General features: G+C 60.7%; 19 protein-coding genes. 12 read left to right on the top strand and 7 right to left on the bottom strand.

Annotated elements, in window-relative coordinates:
* Window positions 1-191 precede the first annotated feature (191 nt).
* From gabD to NTD87_RS04155, 3 genes are all read left to right on the top strand, one after another.
* Window positions 192-1634 (top strand): NADP-dependent succinate-semialdehyde dehydrogenase, encoded by a 1443-nt coding sequence (gene gabD, locus NTD87_RS04165; protein ID WP_262112102.1) that lies wholly within the window; start codon window positions 192-194, stop codon window positions 1632-1634.
* 178 nt (window positions 1635-1812) lie between these two features.
* Window positions 1813-3090 (top strand): 4-aminobutyrate--2-oxoglutarate transaminase, encoded by a 1278-nt coding sequence (gabT, locus tag NTD87_RS04160; RefSeq protein WP_262112100.1) that lies wholly within the window; start codon window positions 1813-1815, stop codon window positions 3088-3090.
* 136 nt (window positions 3091-3226) lie between these two features.
* Window positions 3227-4441, top strand: coding sequence for a response regulator (locus tag NTD87_RS04155; protein WP_262112098.1), 1215 nt, complete (start codon window positions 3227-3229; stop codon window positions 4439-4441).
* A 125-nt stretch (window positions 4442-4566) separates the two neighbouring features.
* On the opposite strand, the gene NTD87_RS04150 is transcribed toward NTD87_RS04155, so the two are convergent.
* Window positions 4567-5556, bottom strand: a complete 990-nt coding sequence (locus NTD87_RS04150) for a GGDEF domain-containing protein (RefSeq protein ID WP_262112097.1) — start codon at window positions 5554-5556, stop codon at window positions 4567-4569.
* Between the two features lie 244 nt (window positions 5557-5800).
* Entirely contained in the window at window positions 5801-6979 is a 1179-nt protein-coding gene (gene desA, locus NTD87_RS04145) for a delta-9 fatty acid desaturase DesA (protein WP_262112096.1), read from the bottom strand.
* A gap of 149 nt (window positions 6980-7128) precedes the next feature.
* Here desA and dibA point away from each other — a divergent pair, with 149 nt between their 5' ends.
* From dibA to NTD87_RS04115, 6 genes are all read left to right on the top strand, one after another.
* Window positions 7129-9048, top strand: coding sequence for a phosphodiesterase DibA (gene dibA, locus NTD87_RS04140; RefSeq protein WP_262112095.1), 1920 nt, complete (start codon window positions 7129-7131; stop codon window positions 9046-9048).
* A 349-nt stretch (window positions 9049-9397) separates the two neighbouring features.
* On the top strand, window positions 9398-9580 hold the full coding sequence (oscA, locus tag NTD87_RS04135) for a sulfur starvation response protein OscA (protein ID WP_007941032.1): 183 nt from the start codon (window positions 9398-9400) through the stop codon (window positions 9578-9580).
* Window positions 9581-9655: 75 nt separating this feature from the next.
* Window positions 9656-10669 carry a sulfate ABC transporter substrate-binding protein gene (locus NTD87_RS04130; RefSeq protein WP_262112090.1) on the top strand — a complete coding sequence of 338 codons (1014 nt, stop codon included), beginning with the start codon at window positions 9656-9658 and terminating at the stop codon, window positions 10667-10669.
* 70 nt (window positions 10670-10739) lie between these two features.
* Window positions 10740-11558 carry a sulfate ABC transporter permease subunit CysT gene (gene cysT, locus NTD87_RS04125; RefSeq protein WP_262112089.1) on the top strand — a complete coding sequence of 273 codons (819 nt, stop codon included), beginning with the start codon at window positions 10740-10742 and terminating at the stop codon, window positions 11556-11558.
* Between the two features lie 12 nt (window positions 11559-11570).
* Window positions 11571-12443 (top strand): sulfate ABC transporter permease subunit CysW, encoded by an 873-nt coding sequence (cysW, locus tag NTD87_RS04120; protein WP_262112088.1) that lies wholly within the window; start codon window positions 11571-11573, stop codon window positions 12441-12443.
* Between the two features lie 3 nt (window positions 12444-12446).
* Window positions 12447-13436: a sulfate/molybdate ABC transporter ATP-binding protein gene (locus NTD87_RS04115; RefSeq protein WP_262112086.1), complete on the top strand. Its 990-nt coding sequence runs from the start codon at window positions 12447-12449 to the stop codon at window positions 13434-13436.
* An 87-nt stretch (window positions 13437-13523) separates the two neighbouring features.
* On the opposite strand, the gene NTD87_RS04110 is transcribed toward NTD87_RS04115, so the two are convergent.
* Window positions 13524-14048 carry a DUF962 domain-containing protein gene (locus NTD87_RS04110; protein WP_262112084.1) on the bottom strand — a complete coding sequence of 175 codons (525 nt, stop codon included), beginning with the start codon at window positions 14046-14048 and terminating at the stop codon, window positions 13524-13526.
* A gap of 85 nt (window positions 14049-14133) precedes the next feature.
* Here NTD87_RS04110 and NTD87_RS04105 point away from each other — a divergent pair, with 85 nt between their 5' ends.
* Together NTD87_RS04105 and NTD87_RS04100 are read left to right on the top strand one after the other, a co-directional pair.
* Entirely contained in the window at window positions 14134-14820 is a 687-nt protein-coding gene (locus tag NTD87_RS04105) for a Crp/Fnr family transcriptional regulator (RefSeq protein WP_262112082.1), read from the top strand.
* A gap of 88 nt (window positions 14821-14908) precedes the next feature.
* Window positions 14909-15280: a response regulator gene (locus tag NTD87_RS04100; RefSeq protein ID WP_262112081.1), complete on the top strand. Its 372-nt coding sequence runs from the start codon at window positions 14909-14911 to the stop codon at window positions 15278-15280.
* 8 nt (window positions 15281-15288) lie between these two features.
* Here the strand turns inward: NTD87_RS04100 and NTD87_RS04095 are convergent, their stop codons facing one another.
* Window positions 15289-16293: an AraC family transcriptional regulator gene (locus NTD87_RS04095; protein ID WP_262112080.1), complete on the bottom strand. Its 1005-nt coding sequence runs from the start codon at window positions 16291-16293 to the stop codon at window positions 15289-15291.
* A gap of 100 nt (window positions 16294-16393) precedes the next feature.
* Here NTD87_RS04095 and NTD87_RS04090 point away from each other — a divergent pair, with 100 nt between their 5' ends.
* Window positions 16394-17467 (top strand): fatty acid desaturase, encoded by a 1074-nt coding sequence (locus NTD87_RS04090; protein WP_262112079.1) that lies wholly within the window; start codon window positions 16394-16396, stop codon window positions 17465-17467.
* A 131-nt stretch (window positions 17468-17598) separates the two neighbouring features.
* Here the strand turns inward: NTD87_RS04090 and NTD87_RS04085 are convergent, their stop codons facing one another.
* Genes NTD87_RS04085 through NTD87_RS04075 form a run of 3 tightly spaced genes read right to left on the bottom strand, consistent with a single transcriptional unit; the run spans window position 17599 to window position 21633 of the window.
* Window positions 17599-19209, bottom strand: a complete 1611-nt coding sequence (locus NTD87_RS04085; protein WP_262112078.1) for an arylsulfatase — start codon at window positions 19207-19209, stop codon at window positions 17599-17601.
* 13 nt (window positions 19210-19222) lie between these two features.
* Window positions 19223-20038, bottom strand: a complete 816-nt coding sequence (locus tag NTD87_RS04080) for an ABC transporter ATP-binding protein (RefSeq protein WP_262112076.1) — start codon at window positions 20036-20038, stop codon at window positions 19223-19225.
* A complete protein-coding gene (locus tag NTD87_RS04075) occupies window positions 20035-21633 on the bottom strand; it encodes an ABC transporter permease (protein ID WP_262112074.1) in 1599 nt (532 codons plus the stop codon). The genes NTD87_RS04080 and NTD87_RS04075 overlap by 4 nt, the downstream gene beginning before the upstream one ends.
* Window positions 21634-21715: the final 82 nt, after the last annotated feature.

The raw sequence follows: 21715 nt of genomic DNA, 5'->3' as shown, positions 1-21715 counted from the left end.
CCCCTTTGATCCTAGGATTCGTTTGAGATTTCAAACGCTCTTGTCTGGGTGCTGAACCGCACGAGTTTCAATCAGTGCGCTATTTATGTGCTTCAGCCCGGTGAATGATTTCCCTGACGGCAGCCTTCAAGGCGCCTTTCTACAATCATAATTCGCTCCGCGCGTGCGCGGTGCTGTTAAGGAAAGCCGACATGCAGCTTAAAGACACCCTGTTGTTCCGCCAGCAAGCCTTCATTGATGGCGCCTGGGTTGATGCGGACAGTGGTCAGACGATCAACGTCACCAACCCGGCAACGGGCGAAATTCTGGGCACCGTGCCGAAAATGGGTGCTGCCGAAACCCGCCGTGCGATCGAAGCCGCTGACAAAGCGCTGCCGGCCTGGCGTGCACTGACCGCCAAGGACCGCGCGAACAAACTGCGTCGCTGGTTCGAACTGATCATCGAAAACCAGGACGACCTGGCTCGCCTGATGACCCTGGAGCAGGGCAAGCCATTGGCTGAAGCCAAGGGCGAAATCGTTTACGCCGCGTCCTTCATCGAATGGTTCGCCGAAGAAGCCAAGCGCATCTACGGTGACGTGATTCCGGGCCACCAGCCGGACAAGCGCCTGATCGTGATCAAGCAGCCAATCGGCGTGACCGCTGCGATCACGCCGTGGAACTTCCCGGCTGCCATGATCACCCGTAAAGCCGGCCCGGCCCTGGCTGCCGGCTGCACCATGGTGCTCAAGCCTGCTTCGCAAACGCCATTCTCTGCCTTCGCCCTGGCTGAACTGGCCCAGCGTGCCGGTATCCCGAAAGGCGTGCTGAGCGTTGTGACCGGCAGCGCCGGCGACATCGGCAGCGAGCTGACCGGCAATCCGATCGTGCGCAAACTGTCCTTCACCGGCTCGACCGAAATCGGTCGTCAGCTGATGGCTGAATGCGCCAAGGACATCAAGAAAGTGTCCCTGGAACTGGGCGGCAACGCACCGTTCATCGTGTTCGACGACGCGGACCTGGATAAGGCCGTCGAAGGCGCGATCATTTCCAAGTACCGTAACAACGGCCAGACCTGCGTCTGCGCCAACCGTCTGTACATTCAGGATTCGGTGTACGACGCGTTCGCTGAAAAACTCAAAGTGGCCGTGGCCAAACTCAAGATCGGCAACGGTCTGGAAGAAGGCACCACCACCGGTCCGTTGATCGACGGCAAAGCCGTGGCCAAGGTTCAGGAGCACATTGCTGACGCCCTGAGCAAAGGCGCGACCCTGTTGGCCGGTGGCAAGGTCATGGAAGGCAACTTCTTCGAACCGACCATCCTGACCAACGTGCCGAAGAGCGCTGCAGTGGCCAAGGAAGAAACCTTCGGTCCATTGGCACCTCTGTTCCGCTTCAAAGACGAAGCCGAAGTGATCGCGATGTCCAACGACACCGAGTTCGGTCTGGCCTCGTACTTCTATGCGCGTGACCTGGGTCGTGTGTTCCGTGTGGCTGAAGCCCTGGAATACGGCATGGTCGGCGTCAACACCGGGCTGATCTCCAACGAAGTCGCGCCATTCGGCGGCATCAAGGCCTCGGGCCTGGGCCGTGAAGGCTCCAAGTACGGCATCGAAGATTACCTGGAAATCAAATACCTCTGCCTGGGCATCTAAACCCGGCCAGATGTTCAGCACAAAGGGCACGAGAGCGCTGTCCCTTTGTGCGTTTCAAACAGATTTTTATCTGTGGTCGGGAAAGCTGTGGCAGTCGATCATCGCATGCTGCCGTAGTTGCCTCCCCGCCACGTATTCCTTGAGCCACGCCGACCGATGAGCGGCGAATGAGGACTTTATGAGCAAGACTAACGCTTCTTTGATGAAACGCCGCGAAGCCGCTGTACCACGCGGTGTTGGCCAGATTCACCCGATCTTCGCCGAGTCGGCGAAGAACGCCACCGTGACCGACGTTGAAGGTCGCGAGTTCATCGACTTCGCCGGCGGTATCGCCGTGTTGAACACCGGTCACCTGCACCCGAAAATCATCGCGGCCGTGACCGCGCAGCTGAACAAGCTGACTCACACCTGCTTCCAGGTGCTGGCTTACGAACCGTACGTAGAACTGTGCGAGAAAGTGAACGCCAAGGTTCCAGGTGATTTCGCCAAGAAAACCCTGCTGGTGACCACCGGTTCCGAAGCGGTAGAAAACTCCATCAAGATCGCCCGCGCCGCCACTGGCCGTGCCGGCGTGATCGCCTTCACCGGCGCTTACCACGGTCGCACCATGATGACCCTGGGCCTGACCGGTAAGGTCGTGCCTTACTCGGCCGGCATGGGCCTGATGCCAGGCGGCATCTTCCGCGCGCTGTACCCGAACGAACTGCATGGCGTGAGCATCGACGATTCGATCGCCAGCATCGAGCGCATCTTCAAGAACGACGCCGAGCCGCGTGACATCGCTGCCATCATCATCGAGCCAGTTCAGGGCGAAGGTGGTTTCTACGTCGCGCCAAAAGAGTTCATGAAGCGCCTGCGCGCCCTGTGCGACCAGCACGGCATTCTGTTGATCGCTGACGAAGTACAGACGGGCGCTGGTCGTACCGGCACCTTCTTCGCCATGGAACAGATGGGCGTTGCTGCCGACCTGACCACCTTCGCCAAATCCATCGCTGGCGGCTTCCCGCTGGCCGGTGTGTGCGGCAAGGCTGAATACATGGACGCCATCGCTCCAGGCGGCCTGGGTGGCACTTACGCCGGTAGCCCGATCGCTTGCGCCGCTGCGCTGGCGGTGATGGAAGTGTTCGAAGAAGAGCACCTGCTGGATCGCTGCAAAGCCGTTGGCGAGCGTCTGGTGACTGGCCTCAAAGCCATCCAGGCCAAGTACCCGGTGATCGGTGAAGTGCGTGCCCTGGGCGCGATGATCGCGGTTGAGCTGTTCGAAAACGGCGACAGCCACAAGCCTAACGCCGCCGCCGTCGCCCAAGTCGTGGCCAAGGCGCGTGACAAGGGCCTGATCCTGCTGTCGTGCGGTACTTACGGCAACGTGCTGCGCGTCCTGGTACCGCTGACTTCGCCGGACGAGCAACTGGACAAAGGTCTGGCGATCATCGAAGAGTGCTTCTCTGAACTCTGATTGCCAAGTGTGACCTGATCGACAAAAAACCCGCTTCGGCGGGTTTTTTTTGTTCCTTCAAACACATCGGCGGCTTTTACGCTGTATCGAATTGTCAGCATTGTCTAAGGTGCAGGCATTGCCTCGGAGTGTACTGATGACCGCTGTTGATTTACCTGCTGTGCCGCGAGTACTGATCGCCGAGGCTGATCCTTGGTCCCGAGACCTGCTCAAGCAGGTGTTGTTGCACGTGCGCTGCGATGCACGGCTGGATCTGTGCGCCGATGGCCAGCAGGCGCTGGAGTTGTTGAGCGAACATCCCTACGACCTGGTGATCGCCGATTGGGAGCTTCCCGGCGTCGATGGCCTGGGCTTGCTGCGCAGCGTGCGTCAGCGTCGGCGTAACCCGGTGTTGCCGTTCATTCTGATGAGCAGCCGCAACGACAGCGCCAGCGTGCGCGAGGCATTGCCGCTGGCCCCGACGGCCTACCTGACCAAGCCCCTGAACATGGAAGGCCTGACTCAGCGCCTGCAGGACTTGCTGCTGAGCGCGGGTCAGACGGTTTCTTGTGATGTTCCGGCGCTGGCGCCTGGCATGACCTTGTCGGCGTTCCTTGAGCGGCGGCGTGAGCTGGCGGACGGTGCGCCGCTGCTCACCGACGTGCAACTGGCGGTCAAGCGCAGCCTGAACCCCAATGGCCTCGATCTGAAGCTGCTGGAAGAGGAAGTGCGCACTGACCCGCAGATCACCGCCGTGTTGATCGCCGCCGCCAACAGCGCCGCGCAACACCTTGGCGACACTGTGCAGACTGTGTCTCAGGCCCTGCATCGCCTGGGCTCCGGGCAAAGCATGAACCTGATCCTTGGCCTGGCCCTCAAGCGCAGTGCGAAGTTGAGCGATCCTTGCCTGGCTGATTACGCCGAGCGCTACTGGAAGCTGTCATTGCACACCGCTGAATACGGGCGGACCCTGGCGCGCTTGCTTGATCTGGATCAGGAGCGCTGCTATTGCGCCGGCTTGCTCCATCGTCTGGGTGATCTGGCGCTGTTGCGTTGCTTGCAGGAGTGGAAGCTGGCGGGGGGTGAACTGGATGAGCTGGAGGAGGTCGGTGACGCGCTGGCTGAATTTGGCGCGGCCTATGGCTCGGCGTTGCGTACCCGCTGGCGGCTGCCGCTGGAGCTGCGAGAGTTGATTGCGGCGGTCTATCAGCTCGGTGGCGGGGTTTACTCCCGCGAAGCGCTGGTGATGAACATGGCGGCGCAACTGGCGCGCCTGACCGAGCATGAAGGTGTGGAAGAACTGGCCAAAAGCCGAACGGCACGCCTGCTCAAGATCGGCCTGCCGGAACTGATGCGCTTGCGCAGAAAGTAGTCCTGACACCAAACCTGTGGGAGCGAGCCTGCTCGCGATGAGGTACTGACATTCAACATTGATGTTGGCAGATAGTCCGCCATCGCGAGCAGGCTCGCTCCCACAAGGGGAGGGTGTTGAGCCTGTTAGCCGGAGATGATCCGGTTCTTGCCCTGGCGCTTGGCCTCATACATCGCGGCGTCGGCGCGGGCGTAGAGGTTGTCGAGGGATTTGTCTTCGGCGGTGAGGTTGGTCAGGCCCTGGCTGACAGTGATGCCGAAGGTCTGATCGCCATGGCTGAAACTCAAGCGCTGGATTTCCCGTTGCAGGCGCTCGGCGACTTGCTTCGCCATATCCGGCGTGCAGCCGGGAAATACTGCCGCAAACTCTTCACCGCCAATTCGCCCGAACAGGTCGCCACGGCGCAACGCTGCGCGCCCGCATTCGGCGAGCTGTTGCAGTGCGTGGTCGCCTTGCTGGTGGCCGTAGGTATCGTTGATGAGTTTGAAGTCATCGATATCCAGCAGCAGAAACGCCAGCGATGAACCTTGCATGCGCGCTTGTTCGAACTCGCGGCTGGCGCACTCGAAGAAGTGTCGGCGGTTGCTGCTTTGGGTCAGCACGTCGGTGGTCGCGAGACGTTGCAGCTCGGTTTCCAGCTGCTTCTTTTCGGTGATGTCCTCGGCGAAGCCGACCACGATCACTGGCTGCCCGGGCTTGGCCTGACGGTTGATGAAGCATTTATCGCTGAGCCAGCGCACCTGACCGTCGGCGGCGATGATTCGGTACTCGCGGTCTTCGACGGCGCCTTTTTCCAGTACCTCGGCCAGGCTGCGTTCGGCGTAGTCCAGGTCATCCGGGTAAATGCTGTCACGCCATTGGTGATAATCGGCCAGCAACAGGCCGGCGGGGCGACCGAAAATCCGCTCATAGGCCGGGCTGACATACAGCACCTGGCGAGTTTCCCAGTTGAAAGCCCAGAGCACGGCGTTGACGCTGACCAGCAACGAGCTGAACAACTGCTCACGTTCGCTCAGGCGCGCGACTTCGCCCTGGGCATGCATCAATGCCATCAGGGTTTGCGCGGCCTCGGGCCACGGTGGGAGGGACAGGTCTTCCGGGTTCTTATTGACCATCGGCACAACTCTCAAAGGGCGTACCGCGAGCTCGACAGCGGCCACAACAAAGCCCGCCTGGATGGCGAAGTGCTCTTTGAGATAGGGGATTTTAAGCTTAGTTCCCGCATTTTGTGGCGAGGGAGCTTGCTCCCGCTGGGCGGTATACCGCCCCAATCTGGCGACTGCGTTTTGTCAGTTAAAACGCGTCGCCGGGATTGCGAATGCTGCGCATCCGAGCGCGAGCAAGCTCGCTCGCCACAGGTCAGGCAGGGCGCAGCGAGTAGGTTTTCAACTGGTTGGCGAAGTCGCGCAGCGATTGAATACCGCTGGCTTCGGCTTCGTGGACCCAGTCCTTGATGGCCGCCAGCATGTCGTGGCCATTTGAGCTGGTCTTGATCCAGATCTGCTGCAAGGCCAGACGTTTCTCGTAAATTACCTTCAGCGCCTGGCTGTGCTCGAGCATGGTCTGGATGCGCACATGGTGCCTGTCATCCAGCAGGCTGGTTTCCCGCGAGAGCAGACGCTTGGCGCGATGGAATTGGTGGCGAACCGAATGGTCGACCTTTTCCAGCTCTTGCTTGACCAGCGGTCCGATCACCAGCTTGCGGTACTGGGCCATGATCTGGAAGCGGTTGTTGAGGATCGCCATGGCGGTGTCCATGTCCAGGCTGCCTTTGCCTTCGACACGGTGGGCGATCGGTGCAACACGCTGAACCTTGGCCAGACGCAGGAAACTGAAGACCTGGATCCACGCCCAGCCAAGGTCGAACTCCCACTTCTTCACCGACAGTTTTGCCGAGTTAGGGTAGGTGTGATGGTTGTTATGCAGTTCTTCACCGCCGATCAGAATGCCCCAGGGCACCAGATTGGTCGCAGCATCGCGGCATTCGAAGTTGCGGTAGCCAACGGCATGGCCCAGGCCATTGACCACGCCAGCGGCCCACACCGGGATCCACATCATCTGGATCGCCCAGATAGTGATGCCGATGGTGCCGAACAGCAGCAGGTCGATGATGCCCATGATCGCCACGCCCAGCAGTGGATAAGGGCTGTAGAGCTTGCGCTCGATCCAGTCTTCGGGGCAGTTCTTGCCGTAGATGCGCAGGGTCTCGGGGTTTTCCGCTTCGGCGCGGTACAGCTCGGCACCTTTGCGCAAGACCGTAGACAGACCTTTGATCACCGGGCTGTGCGGGTCATCGATAGTTTCGCATTTGGCGTGGTGCTTGCGATGGATGGCGGTCCACTCGCGGGTGTTCTGCGCCGTGGTCAGCCACAGCCAGAAGCGGAAAAAGTGTTTCAGGCCGGCATTGAGCTCAAGGGAGCGATGGGCTGAATAACGATGCAGATAAACCGTGACGCCCACGATGGTGATGTGGGTCATTAACAGGGTGACTGCCACCAGTTGCCAGGGCGACAAGCCGAGTAAACCTTCGTACCACATAGGCTGTATGGCCCTCGATAAAGAAAAAAACAGCTGGCGCATTATCACTCAGCACACAGATAAAACCAGTCGCCCTTTCAGATAAGAGTGGCTGGATGTTTCCTTGAATCTATAATTCCAACCTTTTTTGTAGGGACATGGACGACCGAATGTCTGCTTCTTATCGCGATGCCGTGCGTGCAGCGCTGCTCTATCTGGTGTTTTCTGTCGTTTGGCTGGAATTCACTGGTTATTTATTGACCAATTTATTCGATGAGTCCGCTGATCTTCAGCGATGGCAACTGATCAACGGTTATGCCTGGGTGGTGCTTAGCGCCGGGTTTATCTTCATTGCCCGAGCGCGTTTGCTGGGTTTTCTCGGGATCGGCGCCAAATTGCGCCATCGCAACGAAGATCGCGTGCGATTGCGCCAGGCGCAGGCGGTGTTCGATTGCACTCGCGAAGGGGTGCTGGTCACTGACCGCGAGGGGTTGATCGTCCACGTCAATCGGGCCTTTATGGAAATCACCGGTTACCCGTCCGAAGAGGTCTTGGGCCACAGGCCGAGCCTGTTCAAGTCCGGTCACCATTCGCCAGATTTCTATCAGGAAATGTTCCAGGCGTTGAACCGCACCCGCGAATGGAGCGGCGAGATCTGGAACCGACGTAAAAGTGGTGAGATTTACCCGCAATGGCAGACCATCCGGGTCATTCACGATGACCATGGCCGGCTGAGCCACTACGTGGCGGTGTTTTCTGACATCAGCGCGATCAAGGACTCCGAACACGAACTCGCGTATCTGGCGCACCACGACCCGCTGACCGAACTGCCCAATCGTCTGCTGTTCAGCGATCGCGTGGAACAGGCGCTGGCGTCGGCGCAGATCCACAAGCGCGGGTGCGCGTTGCTGATGATCGATCTCGACCATTTCAAGATGATTAACGACAGCCTCGGGCATAACGTCGGCGATCAATTGCTCAAGGCCGTGGCAGTGCGCCTGCAAGGCATGTTTGGCCCCGGAATCACCTTGGCACGCTTGGGTGGCGACGAGTTTGCCGTGCTGGCCGAGAGCTGCCCGCAGCTGGTGCAGGCTGCCGCGTTGGCGCAGCGGATCATCGATGGTCTGAAAGAGCCGTTCCCGATCGATGCCCATCAGCTGTGCATCAACGCCAGCGTCGGTATCAGCCTGTTCCCCGGCGACGCACTGAGCGCCGAGCAATTGCTGCGCAACGCCGATTCGGCACTGTTCAAGGCCAAAAGCTCCGGTCGCGACGGTTATGCCTTGTACACCGAGGAACTGACCGCCCACGCCCAACACCGGGTCGAGATCGCCTTTGAATTGCGCCGCGCCCTGGAGCAGCAGGAGTTGCGGGTGTACTACCAACCGGTGCATGACCTCAAGACCAGCCGCTTGATCGGTGTTGAAGCGCTGGTTCGCTGGCAGCACCCGCAGCGCGGGTTGGTGTCGCCGGGTGAGTTCATTCCGATTGCCGAACGCACCGGGTTGATCGCCGAGATCGACGCCTGGGTCATGCAGCAGGCTTGTCAGCAGATGTGCGCCTGGCAGAAGGCCGGCGTGGTGTTGTCGTTTATCGCGGTGAACGTTTCTACCCGTCTGTTTGCCCGGCGCGAACTGTATGAACGGGTCGCTCAAGTGCTGCACGACACGGGACTGGACCCGGCGTACCTGGAATTGGAAGTGACCGAAAGTGCGGTGATGGACGATCCGGAAGTCGCGCTGGAGCAAATGCACCGCTTGCGTGAACTGGGTGTGCGGCTGGCTATCGATGACTTCGGTACCGGTTATTCGTCGCTGCTGCGACTCAAGCGCCTGCCGGTGCAGAAGCTCAAGATCGACCAGGGCTTTGTCGCCGGCCTGCCATGGGACGACGATGACGCCGCGATCGTTCGAGTGATCACCGCCCTTGCGCAAAGTATGGGCATGCAAGTGCATGCCGAAGGCATCGAGCAGGTCGAGCAGGCGGGTTTCCTGCTCGAACAGGGTTGCGATCTGGGCCAGGGTTACTGGTTTGGCCGCCCGATGCCGGCCGAGGAACTGGACTGGACTCGGGCGTCGGAGATTCGCTAAACACGCGGTCTGCTCTTGTGGCGAGGGAGCTTGCTCCCGCCCGACCGGGCTGGCGTTCCAGTGCGAAGCGCTCGCAATCCGGGTGGTGAGTTTTCCTGAAAGGCAGAGGTGCCTGATTTTAGGGCTGCTGTGCAGCCCAGCGGGAGCAAGCTCCCTCGCCACAGGGTTCTAAGTACCTTTCGAAAACATCAAATCCCAGCGCAAGCCCTTGCCTCGTCAAATAATGTCTTTCGGTTATATAAACATTCTTAAATAGTATTTTTAAGAATATCTGCGCCTATCTACTATTGCTCTCACGCCGCAAGCAGTGCCGCCACTGCCGGGCACATCTCATTCAAGGAGCAGCACCATGAGCGCATCTCTACGTAGCGTTGACGGCCAGGACGAAGCAACCATTTTGCGCGAGATCCAGAGCGCACTGCGCGATCTGCGCTTCGGTGCGGTGGAGATCACCGTGCACAACGCCCAGGTGGTTCAGATCGAACGCAAAGAAAAATTCCGTTTGCAGAACCCAGGCAACAAGCCGAGCTGAAGCACTGGCAAGCAGGCAACCCGATTCCAGAACTCCATAAGAACAGCCAACACAAAAGAATTCAGGAGCTGCACCATGTCGTCGATTCGCCGTTACGCTTTGGCCGCTCTGGCCAGCGCCCTTTTTGCCGGTTCCGTGGTTGCCAAGGATTACGAACTGCTCAACGTGTCGTACGACCCGACCCGTGAGCTGTATCAGGACTACAACGCCGAGTTCATCAACTTCTGGAAGAAAGAGCACGCTGGCGACAACGTAAAGATCCAGCAATCCCACGGTGGTTCGGGCAAACAAGGCCGGGCGGTGATTGATGGGCTGCGGGCCGACGTGGTGACCCTGGCGCTGGCCGGCGACATCGACGAAATCGCCAAACTGGGCAAGACCCTGCCGGCTGACTGGCAAAAACGCCTGCCGGATGCCAGCACGCCATACACTTCGACCATCGTGTTCCTGGTACGTAAGGGCAACCCCAAAGGCATCAAGGACTGGGGCGACCTGACCAAAAACGGCGTTGAAGTGATCACCCCGAACCCGAAAACCTCCGGCGGTGCGCGCTGGAACTTCCTCGCGGCCTGGGCCTATGGTCTGAAAGCCAACGGCGGTGACGAAGCCAAGGCCAAAGCGTACGTGCAGACCCTGTTCAAACACGTCCCGGTGCTGGACACCGGCGCTCGCGGCTCGACCATTACCTTCGTCAACAACGGTCAGGGTGACGTGTTGCTGGCCTGGGAAAACGAAGCCTTCCTGGCGCTGAAAGAACAGGGCGGCGCCGACAAGTTCGACATCGTCGTGCCTTCGCTGTCGATCCTCGCCGAACCGCCAGTGGCGGTCGTCGACAAGAACGCCGAGAAGAAGGGCAACGAGCAGATCGCCGAAGCGTACCTCAAGCACCTGTACAGCCCGGCCGGTCAGGAAATCGCTGCGAAAAACTTCTATCGTCCACGTGACAAGGACGTGGCCGCCAAGTACGCCAAGCAGTTCCCGACCCTGGAGCTGGTGACCATCGACAAGGACTTCGGTGGCTGGAAATCCGCCCAACCGAAATTCTTCAATGACGGTGGCGTGTTCGATCAGATCTATCAGGCGCAGTAACCTGCAATAGCCGATAAACGAGCCCCGATTTCACCGTCGGGGCTTTGCGCGTTCTCAACCAGGGACTTTTATGTCGCGTCGTATCTCCCCCGTCATACCCGGCTTCGGGCTGACGCTGGGCTACACCTTGGTGTACCTCAGTCTGATTGTGCTCATTCCACTGGCGGCGATGTTCGTGCATGCCGCTCAACTTACCTGGGATCAGTTCTGGGCAATCATCTCGGCGCCACGGGTGCTGGCGGCGCTGAAGCTCAGTTTCGGTACCGCGCTGTTCGCCGCGATCATCAACGGCATCATCGGCACGTTGCTGGCCTGGGTGCTGGTGCGTTACACCTTCCCCGGACGCAAGATCATCGACGCGATGATCGACCTGCCGTTCGCGCTTCCAACCGCCGTGGCCGGTATTGCGCTGACCGCGCTGTACACGCCTACCGGTCTGGTCGGGCAGTTCGCTGCGGACCTGGGTTTCAAGATCGCCTACACGCCGCTCGGCATCACCCTGGCGCTGACCTTCGTCACGTTGCCGTTCGTGGTGCGTACGGTGCAGCCGGTACTGGCCGACATCCCGCGAGAAATCGAAGAGGCCGCCGCGTGCCTGGGCGCCAAGCCGTTGCAGGTATTTCGCTACATTCTGCTGCCGGCGCTGCTGCCTGCCTGGCTGACCGGTTTTGCCCTGGCGTTTGCGCGGGGCGTTGGCGAATACGGCTCGGTGATTTTCATCGCCGGCAACATGCCGATGAAAACCGAAATCCTGCCGCTGCTGATCATGGTCAAGCTCGACCAATACGATTACACCGGCGCCACCTCCATCGGCGTGCTGATGCTGGTGGTTTCCTTCGTCCTGTTGCTGCTGATCAACTTGTTGCAGCGGCGCATCGAAACCCCATAAGGAGGCGGCACCATGTCCCAATCGTCTATTGCCGCTGCGTCTTCGGCCAATGCCGCCCGCCGTGGCAGCGCTACGTCGCGGCGGATTCTGATCAGTCTCGGCTGGCTGATTTTTGCGCTGTTTCTGCTGCTGCCGCTGTTCATCGTAGTGTCCCAGGGTTTGAAGCTTGGCCTCGGCGCATTCTTCACCGCGATCTTCGAACCCGACGCCTTGTCGGCCTTGAAACTGACGGTGATCGCCGTGCTGATTTCGGTGCCATTGAACCTGGTGTTCGGCGTCAGCGCGGCCTGGTGCGTGAGCAAATACTCGTTCCGTGGCAAAAGCATGCTGGTGACCCTGATCGACTTGCCGTTTTCGGTGTCGCCGGTGATCGCGGGTCTGGTCTATGTGCTGATGTTCGGCGCCCAAGGCATTTTTGGTCCGTGGTTGCAGGACCACGACATCCAGATCGTCTTCGCCTTGCCGGGCATCGTGCTGGCGACAATTTTCGTCACCGTGCCGTTTGTGGCGCGTGAACTGATCCCGCTGATGCAGGAGCAAGGCACGCAAGAAGAGGAAGCCGCACGGTTGCTGGGTGCCAACGGCTGGCAGATGTTCTGGCACGTGACCGTGCCGAACATCAAGTGGGGCCTGATCTACGGCGTGGTGCTGTGTACCGCGCGGGCGATGGGCGAGTTCGGCGCGGTGTCGGTGGTTTCCGGGCACATTCGCGGGGTGACCAACACCCTGCCGCTGCACGTCGAGATCCTCTACAACGAATACAACCACGTCGCCGCGTTTGCCGTTGCGAGCCTGTTGCTGATCCTGGCGCTCTTCATCCTGCTGCTCAAGCAGTGGAGCGAGTCCCGTATTAACCGCCTGCGCGCCAGCGCCGCGGAGGAATAAGTCATGTCGATCGAAGTCCGTAACGTCAGCAAGAACTTCAACGCCTTCAAGGCGCTGAACAGCATCAACCTGGACATCCACAGCGGTGAGCTGGTGGCGTTGCTCGGCCCGTCGGGCTGCGGCAAAACCACCTTGCTGCGGATCATCGCCGGCCTGGAAACCCCGGACGCCGGCAGCATCGTGTTCCATGGCGAAGACGTCTCCGGCCATGACGTGCGTGATCGCAACGTCGGGTTTGTGTTCCAGCACTACGCCTTGTTCCGCCACATGACCGTGTTCGACAACGTTGCCTTCGGCCTGCGCATGAAGCCGAAAAACCAGCGTCCGACCGAGAGTCAGATCGCAGTCAAAGTCCACGAACTGCTGAACATGGTGCAACTGGATTGGTTGTCGGATCGCTACCCGGAACAACTGTCCGGTGGTCAGCGTCAGCGTATCGCCCTGGCCCGCGCGTTGGCGGTAGAACCCAAGGTTTTGCTGCTCGACGAGCCCTTTGGCGCACTGGATGCCAAGGTCCGCAAAGAGCTGCGTCGCTGGTTGGCGCGGCTGCACGAAGACATCAACCTGACCTCGGTGTTCGTGACTCACGACCAGGAAGAGGCGATGGAAGTGGCCGACCGCATCGTGGTGATGAACAAGGGTGTGATCGAGCAGATCGGCTCACCGGGCGACGTCTACGAAAACCCGGCCAGCGATTTTGTGTACCACTTTCTCGGTGATTCGAACCGCCTGTACCTGGGCGACGACAACCACGTGCTGTTCCGTCCCCACGAAGTGTCGCTGTCGCGCACTGAACTCGACGATCACCATGCGGCGCAAGTGCGCGATATCCGTCCGCTGGGTGCGACCACACGCATTACGTTGAAGGTCGAAGGCCAGAGCGAGCTGATCGAAGCGGAAGTGGTGAAAGATCACGACAGCCTGACCGGGCTGGCCAAGGGCGAGACGTTGTTCTTCAAACCCAAGGTCTGGCAGAAAATCGCCAGCCTCTGAAAAAGCATCGCGAGCAGGCTCGCTCCCACACTGGATCTATGGCGCACATAAATCCCCTGTGGGAGCGAGCCTGCTCGCGATGGCGTCCTACGCCGCAGCACGTTTCGGATTGACTCGCACCACCCCCGCCCGCGCCTCGATCTGCTCTTTGAGCTCATGCCGCAACCCCAGCAAAAACGCCAATTCCGCCACCACAAACAGCGGCCCGACGATCAATCCCGTCACATCATCGACAAACGCCGGTTTGCGTCCTTCGTAGTGATGGCCGACAAACTGGATCGCCCAGCCGACCACAAACATCGCGACGCCGCTGCTCAACCAGAACAAGGTGCTTTGTGCCGCGAGGATTTGGCCTAGCCAAACGGACAGGCCCAGCAGCACCGTCATCACCACCCCAAGACGTACTTCCAGGCGCAAATAAAACCATGTCGAGGCCAGCGCCAACAGCATCGCTGGAGACAGCCAGAGCCCGGCCACCGGCCATCCTGGCCGTGACAGCAGCACTGCGACAGCGACCACAATCAGCGGAATGCCAATGAAGTGGCTGGCGATGTTGCGCGGGTCACGGTGGTAAGCGGCGTATTGACTGAGGTGGTCAACGAGGTTTTTCATTGTTATTCCTCCTGTAGGGATGTCGATCATGCCCTGCGGCCCGTCGTTGCTCTGTCAGCCAGACGACAATCATCTTGGAGTACTCATGGATATGCAGGCCTGGCGGTCACGCCTGATGAATGGCCAGTGGTTCAGCCATTTGCCGCCCTTGTTACAGGATAGTCTGCTGTCCCTGGCCCGCGTGCGGCGGTTGTCGCCGGGGCAACGGCTGTTCAAGCGCGGCGATCCGCCGTGTGGTCTGTACGCGGTGCTCGAAGGCGCGGTGCGGGTCGGCGCGGTGAGCGAGCAGGGCAAGGAGGCGCTGTTGAGCCTGATCGAACCGCCGCACTGGTTCGGCGAAATCTGCCTGTTCGATGGCCAGCCGCGCACCCACGACGCCTATGGTGTGGGCCACTGCATTCTGTTGCACATACCGCAGTCGGCACTGCTCACCTGGCTCGAAGAGCACCCGCACTACTGGCGGCAACTGGCGCTGCTGATGAGCCACAAACTGCGCCTGACCTTCATCAATCTCGAACAGTTGACCTTGCTGCCGGCCCCGGCGCGCGTGGCGCACCGCTTGCTGATGATCTCCGATGGTTACGGTGAGATCGAACCTGCACGCCGTGTGCTGCAATTGCCTCAGGAGCAGTTGGCGCTGTTGCTTTCGTTGTCGCGTCAGACCACCAACCAGATCCTCAAGGATCTGGAAGGCCAAGGCATTCTCCACCTGAGTTATGGCGAGATCGAGATCCTCGATGCGCAGCGGTTGCGGGCGTTGGCGATGGTCTGAATCGGCCTCGTCATCCGAAATATCCGTTAGTGATGGGCTTTGTGCGCCAAGGCGCCTAGCCTGTGGTGACGATTATCCGAGGTGTGCCATGCGTTTGCTGTTAGTGGAAGATGAACCCGAAACCGCGAAACTTCTGGCCCAGGGCCTGAGCGAAGCCAGTTACGCGGTGGATGTGGCGGACAACGGCATGGCCGGTCGACGTTTCATCGAAACGGCTGAATATGACCTGATCATTCTCGATGTGATGCTGCCCGGCCTCAACGGTTGGCAGCTGTTGCAACAGATCCGCCAGCTCGGCGCAACGCCGGTGCTGTTCCTGACCACCAAAGATGGGATCGAGGATCGGCTGCGTGGGCTGGAACTGCATGAAGATGACTACCTGCTCAAGCCGTTCGCCGTGAGCGAGCTGGTGGCACGGGTGCGCAAGTTGCTGAGGCGCGGGCGCAACGCAAACCCGTAGCCCCTACGTCAACGCAACCCATCGCGGAACTGCCCCGGCGTCATCCCGGTCCAGCGTTTGAAGGCGCGGCTGAAGCTGCTGGTGTCGGCAAATCCGAGCAGATAGCTGATTTCGCTCAGCGAGCACTGCGGATCTCGCAAGTGCAGCAGTGCCAGATTCTCGCGACACTCATTGAGCAACGTATCGAACCGGCAGCCTTCGTCCGCCAGATGCCGTTGCAAGCTGCGCAAACTCAAGTGCAAGGTCTCGGCGATGCGTTCGGCGCTGGGTTCACCTTCCGGCAACTGCGCTTCGATGGCGTCGCGCACCTTGCGCTCCCAGGTCAGCAGGCGTAGTTGCGTCAGGGCGCGCTTGAGCACGGTTTCGTTGTGTTCGGCCAGCTCCGGGTTGGCGTCATCCAGATGGCTTTCAAAGTCCTCGATGGAAAACTCCAGCCGGTCTTCGTCAGCAGCAAAGAAGATCGGGGCGCGGAACACCGTGTGCCATTGTTTCGGGTCGGCCGGTTCCGGGCGACGCAGGTACACCGCCAACGGTGCATAGTCCCGGCCCAGACGGTTGCGACAGGTGCGCACGTAGATCGCGGCGAAGGCGTCGATCGCTTCCCGCGCTGGCGCCGGACTGCCTTCGGGGACCTTGAGGGTGAAGCAATAGCGATCTTCGCCACGGGTCAGTTCCAGCTCCAATGCGTCGCTGATCACTTGGTGATAACGCACGATGCGCTCGAACACCTCACGCAGACTGCCGCTGGCCACCAGCGCATATCCCAGTGCGTGGAAGGTGGTCGGGCTGACGAACCGCGACACCCGCAAACCAATCGCCGGGTCGCCGCTGACCTCGACGGCCAGCTCCCACAGTCGAGTGGTGGCCGATAACGGGTAGCGGGCGTTGGGGTCGTCCATCAGTTGCGGGTCGAGCCCGGCTTGCAGGCACAGGGCGTTGCTGTCGAGGCCGAGGGCGTCGAGTTGTTTGCGCAAAGCGCGGGTCCAGCTGGCGAGGGAGGTGGGTTCAATCATGATGATTGGCGCTTCCGGTCAACAGGTTGGCGTTCACAGCTAACGCCCGAAGCGATCGCGCAGGGCAGGATGCGAACATCAATAACCAGAGGATGGAAGCATGCATGGTACTTCTGCAAGTCCCCAACGCCTGAATGTACAACAACGATCTGCACATATTCGGGAAGTGGTGCTCGCCCGCGGTATCGAACTGCGTCAGCGCTACCCGATTCTCAATCATCAGGACGCTTTGGGGGTGGGCATTCTGGCCTTCGCCCTGGCCGGGATGATCGGCTCGGCTGCGCTCTACATGACCGGGCACATGGCCTGGTGGGCGTGCCTGCTGCTGAATGCTTTTTTTGCCTCGCTGACCCATGAGTTGGAACACGACCTGATCCACAGCATGTATTTTCGCAAGCAACGCGTGCCGCACAACGTGATGATGGGGTTGGTCTGGCTGGCGCGGCCGAGCACCATCAACCCGTGGATCCGCCGCCATCTGCACCTCAATCACCACAAGGTGTCCGGCAGCGAAGCCGACATGGAAGAACGCGCCATCACCAACGGCGAGCCCTGGGGCATTGCGCGTTTGCTGATGGTCGGCGACAACGTGATGTCAGCGTTTATCCGCATGCTGCGGGCCAAGACCTGGGCGCACAAATTCAGCATCATCAAGCGTACCCTGAAGGTTTACGCACCACTGGCGCTGGTGCACTGGGGCGCGTGGTACCTGTTCCTCGGCTTTCACGCGGCCAACGGCATTGCGTATTTGCTGGGGACGTCGGTGGAGTGGTCGGCGACCACGCTGTCGGTGATGCAAGTGATCAACATCGCCGCTGTGGTGATCATCGGCCCGAACGTGCTGCGCACCTTTTGCCTGCACTTCGTCAGCTCGAACATGCACTACTACGGCGACATCGAGCCGGGCAACGTGATCCAGCAAACCCAAGTGCTCAACCCGTGGTGGATGTGGCCGTTGCAGGCATTCTGCTTCAACTTCGGCAGCAGCCATGGCATCCATCATTTTGTGGTGAAGGAACCGTTTTATATCCGCCAGATGACCGTGCCGGTGGCGCACAGGGTGATGCGCGAAATGGGCGTGCGCTTCAATGATTTCGGCACGTTTGGACGGGCGAACCGGTTCACCCGCAAGGAGCAGGTGGTGGGGGAAGAGGTGCGTACGGCTCAGGCTTGACGGTGTGTTTGAGGCCCCGATCGCGAGCAAGCTCGCTCCCACACTGGTTCTCCATTGTTTGCAGGTTTTGTGTCCGCTGGAGATCAAATGTGGGAGCGAGCCTGCTCGCGATAGCGGTGGTTCAGGCTTCCCTAATCCGGCTGAAATGGCGAAGCACTGAGGATCACCCCGGTTTCTTCGACGTATTTTTGCCAATGCTCGATCAGCGCTCTGAGTTTTTCCGGCTGACTCAGCGCCAGATCGTGAATTTCCCCCGGATCCTGGCCCAGGTCATACAGCTGCCAGGTCGCCGGCCCCATCGGCCCAGGGATGTACACGGCCTTCCAGTGCCCCTGACGAATCGCCCGGCGCCCGAACAATTCCCAGCCGGTCACCGTGTGTTCGTCATGCACCTGTGCGGTCTCGCCGGACAGGAACCCCAGCCACGATTTACCGCGCAACTCTGCCACCTGTTTGCCACGCCATTGCTTGCCCGGATGACGCACGCCGGCCAGGTCAAGAATGGTTGGCGTGATGTCCATCACTGTGCCAAAACCATGACTGATCTGCCCCTTCAGCGGCAGCGCCGGGTAATGCACCAGCGCCGGCACCCGAATCCCGCCCTCGGTGGTAAACGCTTTGTACAGCCGCGACGGCGCGGTGGCGGTTTGTGCCCAATTGGGCCCGTACCAGACGTAAGAATTGGCGCGGCCGATGTTTGCCAGGCTGTTGTCGTAATGCTGGTTCAGATAGGTCAAAAGCTCCGGGCCGAACTTGGGAAAGGCTTCCAGCAGTGCGCCCTCGGCGCCGTTGTCGGACATGAACAGGATGAACGTATTGTCCAGTTGCCCCTGGTTGCGCAGGTAGTCGACCACCCGGCCTATGTTCCAGTCCATGCGCTCGACCATCGCCGCGTAGACCTCCATCGCTCGCGCCGAAATCTGCCGTTGTTCATCACTCAGCGAATCCCATTGGGCGCTGAGCTGAATCAGCGGATGGGGTTCGACATCGGCGTCAATCAGCCCCAACGCCTTGAGTTTTTCCAGCCGCTCCAAACGCAACACTTCAGGGCCGGCGTCATAACGGCCACGGTATTTCGCCACGATATCGGCCGGCGCCTGCAACGGCCAGTGCGGCGCGGAAAATGGCAGATAAGCGAAGAATGGCCGGGTCTGGTCGCGTTCCTTGAGGTACTGCAGCAACTTGTCGCCAAAGGCATCGGAGGAATAGAAATCATCCGGAAGTTTATCGACGAAGGTGTCGTCCTCGATGTACAGCGCGGGCGTCGACTTCAACAGGCGTGGCGTCTGCTCGTCGTAGGTCGGCTCGAAACCGTAATGGTTGGCGGCGCCGGGCAGCAACGAGAACGAGCGCTCGAAACCACGAGCGTGGGGCGCCAGTTCGGCGGTCAGGCCCAGGTGCCATTTGCCGCTCATCAGGGTCTGGTAACCCGCCTCGCGCAGCAGTTCAGGCAAGGCCACCACGCGGTCATTGAGGTAGCCTTCGTAACCCGGTTTGCCAATCAGCTCCGGGGTCAGTGCCTCGGCCATGGTGCCGATGCCGGCGATGTGGTGGTCGGTGCCGGTGAGCAGCATCGAACGGGTGGGCGAGCAGGTCGGCGCGGTGTGGAAATCGGTCAGGCGCAGGCCATGGTTGGCCAGTGCATCGAGGTTCGGCGTGGCGATTTCGCCACCGAAGGCACCGAGATCGGAAAAGCCCAGGTCGTCGGCCAGGATCACCAGAAAGTTGGGACGTTGCGGCATCAAAGGATCCTCGTTAGCAAGCAATGAACGTCAGCGGCAGGTCGCGGATCTGCTCGGGGACGGGCGGTTGGTAGTGGTCGTCGCTGGTCAGTTCGTGAAGCAGTTCTTCGCGCAACTGGTGAAAGTCGAAACTGCTGCGCTGGCGCGGGTGCGGCAGGGCGATGTCGACCACCTGTTTGATCCGTCCGGGGCGCGGTTCCATCACCACCACGCGGTCGGCCAGGAAGATCGCTTCTTCGACGTCGTGGGTGACCAGCACCGTGGTGATCCTGGCCCGGCTGCGGATGGCCAACAGCTCGTCCTGCATCTGCTGGCGGGTCAGCGCGTCGAGGGCGCCAAAGGGTTCGTCGAGCAGCAGGATTCGTGGGCTGGCCACCAACCCGCGGGCAATCGCCACCCGCTGCGCCATGCCGCCGGAGAGCTGGTGCGGATAGGCGCGGGTGAAGTCGGTCAGGCCCACCAACTCAATGAAATCGCCAATGCGTTTTTGCCGTTGCGCGGCGCTTAGCGGTTCGTTGACCAGGCCCAGGCCGATATTTTCTTCGACGGTCAGCCACGGAAATAAACGGTGTTCCTGAAACACTATGCCGCGCTCACCGCCGATGCCGGAGACGGCTTTCCCGTCGACGCTGATCTGCCCGCGAAACGCTGTGTCCAGCCCCACCAGCAAGCGCAGCAAGGTGGATTTTCCGCAGCCGCTGGAGCCGACAATCGCGACGAATTCACCTTCGGCAATCTCCAGGTTGAATTCGCGAATCGCTTCCAGCTCAAAGCCGTCGACGTCAAAGGATTTGCCCACGTGGTTGAAGCTGACAATCGGTGCGTTCATGCGTGCCTCCAGCGCGTGGCGCGGGTTTCAATGTGTTGGCCTATGAGATTGAGCAAGGCGCCGGTCAGGCCCACCAGCAACATGCCGGCCATGATCAGGTCCATGCGCAGCAGTTGCTGGGCGCCGATCATCTGGCTGCCGATGCCGCCGTTGGACGGCATGAAATATTCAGCGCCGATGGTGCCGAGCCAGGCGTAAATCAGGCTCAAACGCAGCCCGGCGAAGATCCCCGGCGCGGCGCCTGGCAGGATCAGCCGGCGCAGGCGTTGGCCGAGGCTCAAACGCAGGACTTGCGCGGCTTCGTTGAGTTGCTTTGATCCGTTGGCGACACTGCGTTGGGTGGCGATAAACAGCGGAAAAAACGCGGCGAGGGCGACGAACACCCACTTGGCCAGTTCCCCCAGACCGAACCACGCGGTGAGCAGCGGCACCCAGGCGAAAATCGCGATCTGGCGGATGGCCGCGAGGGTCGGGCCGAGCAGGCGTTCGCTGACCGGTGACAAACCCAGCAGCAGCCCCAGGGCAAACCCGAGACCACCGCCCAGCGCGAGCCCCCCGAGGGTACGACCCAGACTCAGCGCCATGCCGTTCAGCAGCGTGCCATCCAGCAAGCCGTGGCCGGTGGTTTCCAGCACCGCCCAAGGGCTGACCAGAATGTTCGCATCGACCCATTGCTGGCCCGACGCCACTTGCCACAGCGTCAGCAAGGCCAGCGGCAGCAGCCACGGTTGCAGGCGCTGCCAGCCTTGATAACGCGGGCCGCGACGGATTTGCGCGGTGGCCGGGTGCGGCCAGTGCACGAGTTTGCGATCCAGCAGGCCGATGCCACGATCCATGGCCACGCCCATCACACCGATTACCACGATGCAGACGAACACAATGTCGAGCATGAACAACTGCCGCGCCCAGACCATCAGGTAACCAATGCCTTCGCTGGAGGCCAGCAGTTCAACCGCCAGTAACGAGGTCCAGCCGGCTGCCAGCGCCAGGCGTACACCGGCCATGAACGCGGGCAGTGCGGCAGGCAATACCAGCCGTCGAACCAACAGTCGCGGCGGCAAGCGCAACACCGCTGCGGCTTCGCGCAGTTTCGGTTGGGCATCGCGCACGCCGACCAGGGTGTGCAGGGTCACCGGGACCACGATGGCTTTGATCAGCACCACCAGTTTCAGCACCTCACCGATGCCGAAAAACACCATGAACAGCGGAATCCAGGCCAGCGTCGGCACTTGCGCCAGCGCCGCGAAGGTCGGGAATACCAGGCGTTCGAAACGACGACTGAAACCCAGTGCTGCGCCGAATACTGCGCCCGCGCTGATCCCCGCCAGCAAACCCCAGAACAGCCGCTGAAGGCTGACCGCCAAATGGCTCCACAATTCGCTGTTCGACAGTTCGACCGCGCTGCCCCAGACCAACGACGGCGCCGGCAGAATCTGCTCACTCATCCAGTGATTGCGGCTGGCCAGCCACCACAGGGCAAACAGACTGATGGGCAGCAACCACGGTAATACCCGGTGACTCAGGCTTGGCCAGAGTCGCCGGGCGTTCAACGGCGGGGCCGCCAGTGGCAGGGTTAACAGAGAAACACGGGCCATGGATGACCTCCGTTGTCGGGATGCAAAACAGGCCTGCCTTTGTGGGGGGGGGGGGGGGGGGGGGGGGGGGGGGGGGGGGGGG

It is taken from the genome of Pseudomonas sp. 6D_7.1_Bac1 (genome assembly GCF_025465945.1).
Classification (GTDB): Bacteria; Pseudomonadota; Gammaproteobacteria; order Pseudomonadales; family Pseudomonadaceae; genus Aquipseudomonas.
The sequence above is the reverse complement of the archived record's forward strand: the minus strand, read 5'-3'. Positions and strand labels throughout refer to the sequence as shown.